The sequence below is a fragment of the Paraburkholderia sp. RL18-085-BIA-A genome (assembly GCF_046027075.1).
Lineage (GTDB): Bacteria > Pseudomonadota > Gammaproteobacteria > Burkholderiales > Burkholderiaceae > Paraburkholderia.
The window spans coordinates 1-6,076 of the sequence record NZ_JARESU010000262.1; the positions used below are offsets into that span (position 1 = coordinate 1).

General features: G+C 58.2%; 4 protein-coding genes and 2 pseudogenes. 3 read left to right on the forward strand and 3 right to left on the reverse strand.

All coding sequences use genetic code 11. The features are described from left to right. Positions 1 to 433: 433 nt before the first annotated feature. The gene (locus P0D89_RS50405; RefSeq protein ID WP_408366880.1) at positions 434 to 1,789 is read right to left on the reverse strand and encodes an ATP-binding protein; all 1,356 of its coding nucleotides are present in this window, start codon (positions 1,787 to 1,789) and stop codon (positions 434 to 436) included. A gap of 127 nt (positions 1,790 to 1,916) precedes the next feature. Here P0D89_RS50405 and P0D89_RS50410 point away from each other — a divergent pair, with 127 nt between their 5' ends. Beyond that, positions 1,917 to 2,240: a hypothetical protein gene (locus tag P0D89_RS50410; RefSeq protein ID WP_408366878.1), complete on the forward strand. Its 324-nt coding sequence runs from the start codon at positions 1,917 to 1,919 to the stop codon at positions 2,238 to 2,240. Here the strand turns inward: P0D89_RS50410 and P0D89_RS50415 are convergent. Both P0D89_RS50415 and P0D89_RS50420 read right to left on the reverse strand, forming a co-directional pair. Then, positions 2,190 to 2,660, reverse strand: a complete 471-nt coding sequence (locus P0D89_RS50415; RefSeq protein WP_408295562.1) for an RES family NAD+ phosphorylase — start codon at positions 2,658 to 2,660, stop codon at positions 2,190 to 2,192. The genes P0D89_RS50410 and P0D89_RS50415 overlap by 51 nt on opposite strands. Then, positions 2,657 to 3,052 carry an Xre family toxin-antitoxin system antitoxin gene (locus tag P0D89_RS50420; RefSeq protein ID WP_408379265.1) on the reverse strand — a complete coding sequence of 132 codons (396 nt, stop codon included), beginning with the start codon at positions 3,050 to 3,052 and terminating at the stop codon, positions 2,657 to 2,659. The genes P0D89_RS50415 and P0D89_RS50420 overlap by 4 nt, the downstream gene beginning before the upstream one ends. A 496-nt stretch (positions 3,053 to 3,548) precedes the next feature. Here P0D89_RS50420 and P0D89_RS50425 point away from each other — a divergent pair. Further along, positions 3,549 to 4,983: pseudogene (locus P0D89_RS50425) on the forward strand (IS1182 family transposase). 803 nt (positions 4,984 to 5,786) lie between these two features. Continuing rightward, a pseudogene (locus P0D89_RS50430) lies at positions 5,787 to 6,076 on the forward strand (IS6 family transposase); the annotation flags it as partial.

Below are 6,076 nucleotides of genomic sequence, written 5' to 3' on the forward strand. Positions count from 1 at the left end.
CTATCCTGTAACCCGGAAGTTCAAACGCCGTCGTAACCATATTTCGTTCTGTCATCGTAGTCTCCGATCGAACTGAGAGAACTCACCAGGCCGCTGAAGCGCCAACGCGCTGGGGCCCGCTTGCATTCAAGGTTCCCAGCCATCGTGGATCCGCGTTCACTACTTTCCGTGTCAGTAGGAAATTGGCTTGCTAGGGGGCAAAAGTGGCCGTGTGAACAACGGCCGTACTGGCACGTTGACACTCTTCTTTGTCCGCCTGTGCGAGCGCTTCGCCCCCCCCTTCACCCGAGCCAAACAGCGCTCGTAGGTAGCCTTGGCTTCTGGCAGATTCGAAACGTACCATTCGCGACCGCGGCAGATGAGGTGCCTGCTGCGAGGGCCATAGCGAGGCACAGTGCCGTCTTGTTTTATGCGCTGTCATTGGTCATGTGTCTTACTTCTTCCGGTCGTCCCGCAGGCGGACATTTCCGGGTACACGCGCTTCGTGGTATCCGCTTCGCATGTTCGCGGGCACATGCATTCGCTGTCGTTGCAGCGGTGCCTCGCCGTTGAGTTCGATACCCGATGCCTCCGCCTGCATCCGTACAAAGCCCCGGAGCATCTTTTCGCGGTACGTGTACCAGCCTTGTCGCTGTGGCACCGCCTCGAGCACGGACCCATAGTTTTCCGCCTTAAGTCGGCGCAGCGATTCAGCGAATTTGCTGTTCTCGAACACGACGGGACTCCCGCGTCGTTCGGTAATCGATTTATAGGACTGCTCGATGTCGGTACTCTGCCGGAATAGGTCCTCACCGTCGGCCGTGGCCCAAACGAGATCCTCCCACTCGGGCGCACGATGCAACACCGCCTTCTCGTAAGGGCCCTTCAGTCTGGCATCCATCTGTTCGATCGCGTGGCGCAGGCCAAGCTGGTAGTGTTGCGCCTCCAATTTATCGCAATCGGTGTCGTCATCGAACGCCTGCCAGATCATGTGTTCGGTGATCAGATGCACGTAGTGCGGGAAACCGTCACTGACAATCGCGATCCGCCAGTTCACGTCGTCATTCACGTCCAGTCCGAACTCCTGCGCGGCTTGCGTCACGATCTCGCGTCGCGCGTCCCAGCCTAAGCGACTTACCTCGAACGTCGCAAGCTGTCGGTATGCCGAAGGATGCGCGCCCAGGAGGTCTTCTAGTGATCGACCAACGCCCGTGAAAATGAATTTCAGGTCTACCTCGCGGTCGCCAAGCGCCTTGAGCAGCGCCGCGAACCTGTTTCGGTCCCGGACATCCGGGATCGTGTCGAATTCGTCGACGACTACAACCGGCCGCTTCGAATGCATGCGCGCAACTTCCTCAAGCAATCCCACCGCGTCGCCAATCGTCCTTAGCTGATCCCTGACATCCTTTGCGCTGATCTCCCGTCCTTGCTGCCACTTCAATCCTCGCCATTCAAGCGAGATGCTGGACTGCTCCTTGATGTTGGTGACGTGCGAACGAGCCATCGCCTCGTTGGCAATGTTGGCAATGATCGATTCGAAGGTCTCATCGGGCGAACCGCCAACGATAATCGGCCGGTTGTCCGAACTCTGATACTCGTAGGCAACTGTGCGCCCGAGGGAGCTTTTGCCAACGCCCCTATCACCATAGATGAAGATGTTACGACCCGGCACTCCAATCGCGCGGTCAATAGTCTCCAGTTCCCGCTCACGACCCTTGAGCTTTTCCGATTTGCTTATCGGCCCTGCCGCGGAAAGCACGACCGCGAGCTGATCCCGAACCCGCTGTTTGTCATAGCCAGCAATTGTCATGCGTATTGTTCTCTGGTTTGTTTTGCGCTGAATGATACGCCGGCCCGCGCCGCGCCACAAAACGTCCCGTCCTGACGAGGACGGAGGCTCGTCCGTTGTGTCGCGTCCGAGGGGAGGAACTTTGCACGTGCAAAGTTTCAAGCGGTCGCTCGCGGGCAGCTCGCCCGGCAGGCGCCGGATCACCGCTGAGCTTATCGAGTTCCTGGACAGCAAAAAACAAGGCCCGGATCACCTGCGGGTTGTTGAACGGGCTTTGTCCCGCGAGGATTTCGCCCGTCTCCGGATCAATGCCGCGTGCCAGCTGCTCAAGGGTCGTTTTCGCTTCAACGGGATTCATACCACCGCTCCGCCTGTCATGGTCCTGTCTGGCGGCGATGCGCAAGCGCGATCGCCGCCGGGTTTATTTGAAGAGCCGCCGGTCCAGCTCGAAGCGCTGCTTGTGCAGCACTAGTACGTGTTTCATCCCCGGATGCAAGGGATTCAGAATCAGATTCTCGTCACTAGGGCAAACAACGGACGGCACCCTCATCGCAAGCCGCTTGCCGGCTTCGAGCCACTGCCGCGCCAGATCTACGGTCGACGCTGGATCCCGATCCAGAACGTTCCAGTCATCAGGCAGATCAGGCACGTAAGCGCTCGATGCAGCCCTGTCCGGCACTTCCAGCGTGACCAGATAAAAGTTGGCCACAGGCAGCAACCCTGACGCATGGACCCGCGCCTCGAGGACCGCTGTCGACGCGTGGCAGCAGGTATAAAGCACCGGCATTCCCCGCGGATTCCAGCGCCCGCCTGCCAGAGCAGCACCGTTGCCGCTCAGATCATCGGCCCGGTACTTGCCGGGCTTCTCTTTGGCAAGACGAAACACCTTCATACAGTCACGCCATGTTCGAGACGCACCAGAATGTCACGCACACGATCGATTCCAGTCTGCGTATCCAGCGTGTCCAGTGGACGTTCACCACCCAGCTCAACGTTCGGGCGCAGCATCCATTCAGCCGCCAGCCTGCCGTCTTCGAGAACGTCCTTGGCCTGAGCGTAAATCAGCATCGTGCGAGCCGCACGGTCCGACTCTCCCGCGCTGAGCCGCTCTCCCAGCGCAATCTTGCGATTGATCGTGCTGCTGGGAAGGCGCAGACTAGCAAGCAGAGTTTGCACGGGAATCTCCAGCAGCTCGGTGGCGATTCGGCTGACGATTACCGCCTCCATGCCATCTCGAATCAGGCGGGACTGTTCGGTCGGGGCGAGGCCGAGAAAAAACGTCAAATCGCCTTCCTGAGCGCCGAGCCCGTTGGTGCCTATGTGAGCGAGCCTGGCGGCCACTGCGGACTTTGCCGCCGAAGCGCCTGGCTTCGTCCGCCGCGAATGCGGCCGTCCTGCTACTGCTTCTGCCGTCATGATATTCTCCCAAATGAGCAACGATTGATACCCAACTGGGTCCAGTTTAGACGATTACCAAACGGGATACAAGACATTCCCATTTGGTTTTGACAAGACGTTTTCTGTCGACGTTCATCTAACTCTGAACCGGTGGGGCTTGCCGGGAAATGTCTTTGTGGAAGGTTGCTCATTTAAAGCTGAACCTGCGGTTCATCTAACTTTGAACTATCGGCAATACGGTTCACTTAACTCTGAACTTTCCGTCGCGGGAACCAAGCGCTTCCAACGCCAGAAATAGCACAACGGGCCGCTGTCGACCGAGGGTGTGTGAAAACGCCATGATCGCCTAAACTGGATTAACTCATTCAGCATGGGTGACCGGATGAAGCGATTCATAGAGGGTGAAGATCGCAAGCAGGTGACGCTGCTTCCAGAATGCCTCGATGACTTCGTTGCCGAGGACAATCCGGTCAGGATCATCGAGGCGTTCGTTGAAGAGCTTGATCTTGTATCACTGGGCTTCGATGGCGCAATGCCATCGGCTACAGGACGTCCGTCCTATCATCCAGCAGTGCTGCTGAAGATCTATATCTACGGCTACCTGAATCGGGTTCAATCGAGCCGTCGCCTGGAACGGGAGTGCCAACGCAATGTTGAATTGATGTGGCTCACTGGACGTCTGGCGCCGGACTTCAAGACAATAGCCGACTTCCGTCGTGACAGCGGCATCGGAATTCGCAACGTGTGTCGCCGCTTCGTGATGCTGTGCCGTGAGCTGAAACTGTTCTCGCAAGCGCTTGTTGCCATCGACGGCAGCAAGTTCAAGGCAGTCAACACTCGCGATCGCAACTTCACCGAGGGTAAGGGGCAGAAGCAGATCGAGGAGAGCATCCAGCGGTATCTGAACGCGCTGGAGACTGCCGATCGTACGCAACCCGCTGAACTGGAAGCAAAGACAACCCGCTTGCAGGACAAGATCGCGCGCTTGCGCGAGCAGATGCGAAACCTCGAGCAGATCAGGGAGCAGCTCAAGACGCAGCCTGACGGGCAACTCTCGATGACCGATCCAGACGCACGTTCCATGGCGACGAGCGGAAGAGGATCGGGCATGGTGGGCTACAACGTACAGGTGGCGGTTGACGCCAAACACCACCTCATCGTGGCTCACGAGGTCACAAACTCTGGCAGTGACCGGGCACAGCTCAGTCCTATTGCGAAGGCAGCGCGCGATGCGATGGGCAAGACCAGACTGCGGGCAGTCGCCGATCGTGGTTACTACAGTGGGCCTCAGATCAAGGAGTGCGCGGATGCAGGGATTGCAGTGATCCTGCCGAAGCCCACGACGTCAGGCGCGAAATTCCATGGCCGGTTCGACAAGGCAGACTTTATCTACAGCACGGGACGACGAATACCAATGTCCAGCTGGAGAACGGGCAATTTACCGATACACCAGCGAGGAACACGGGATGCAGCTACATCGATACTGGAGCAGCGCCTGTTCGCAATGCGCGATAAAGTCACAGTGCACTCCGAGCGAGCAACGACGGATAAGTCGATGGGAACATGAGTCGGTGCTGGAGGCAGTTCAACGTCGGCTGGACAAGACGCATGATGCGATGACCGTGCGCAGGCGAACCGTCGAACATGTCTTCGGAACGTTCAAGCATTGGATGGGCTACACGCACTTCCTGACGCGCAGGCTGCCCAACGTGGGAACCGAGATGAGCTTGAACGTACTCGCCTACAATCTCACGCGAGTGCTGAGAATCCTGGGCTTCAAGAAGACGATGAAGGCGATGCGGCTGGTGGGTGCGTGAGCACCCCCAAGATCCTGAAACAAAGCCCGTAAACTCGTCTAGAACCTATCAGAGAGGTTCTCCTTCTCGTCGTCGCCGTGATGGCCGCAAAGGCAGCCGAACGCGCCGCTGGGGTCAGCGGTCATGCGTCGCATTGGAATTCCATCGGGTTTCCACACGACCTGGACCCTGAGCCGACGTTCGCTGCATTGATCGCGAAGGGCCGCTTTCAAAGAATTCCAGCCATCCCCCTAGCGTCGTAGTTGTCGATCCCACAGCGCAGCCATTGCGGCAAAGGTGCGCGTCCTTTTCATCAGGCCCGCAAGAGGGGCCCAGGGCGTGCTTAAAGTTTCGTCATCTTGAGAGAGCCGTCCGGCAAGGCCGCCAACTGGAATTGAAGATCGACGTTTAGGGAATTGTGCAGATCGCACAGCGTTCTCCCCCTCTTCGAAGCGGTGCTGCAAGAAAGCGACCGCCAGCTCGCGTGCACGCCACGACACGCTCACATCGGCGCGCGGGAGCGTCTCGGAACGATTAGCGCTGAGCGGTCGAAGCTCTCCGCTGAGCGCCGCGGTCGCCGCGCGCCATTGAGCTCAGAGCGGCCAGCATGGGAAGGCTCCCTGCCGCCCTTAAAAAAACCTAAACGCCCGGATTCGCCTTGATGATGGAGCAGGACCGGTGGTCGTAGCGGTAGCCTAGGATGCTGCCGTCGGCAATTAGCGGGACGGCTTCCTCGATGATCGACAGCGGCAACAGGAACGGTTTTGTCGCGTTAAGGCGGGAGAGGTAGTATTCGAGGCTGACAAATATGCTTTGGCTGGCCGATGAAGAAGACCGAAACACCGCGAAAGACGCTTGCCGCGGGCATCGCCCGAGTGCTAAAGCGCCTTCACTATCCGCTCGATGTGATGTTGCTGTGCGTGAGGTGGTACGTCGCGTACTCACTGAGTTTGCGTAATCTCGAAGAAATGATGGCCGAGCGCAGTATTGAGGTTGATCATTCCACGGTGCATCGGTGGGTGATTAAACTGGTGCCGCTGTTCGAAAAGACGTTCCGTAAGCACAAGCAGCCGGTAGGCAAGAGCTGGCGGATGGACGAAACGTATATCAAAGG

Bases quoted from the DNA above. Each gene is read 5' to 3' on its own strand.
- P0D89_RS50405 (WP_408366880.1), bottom strand. From the start codon at position 1,789: ATGACAATTGCTGGCTATGACAAACAGCGGGTTCGGGATCAGCTCGCG.
- P0D89_RS50415 (WP_408295562.1), bottom strand. From the start codon at position 2,660: ATGAAGGTGTTTCGTCTTGCCAAAGAGAAGCCCGGCAAGTACCGGGCC.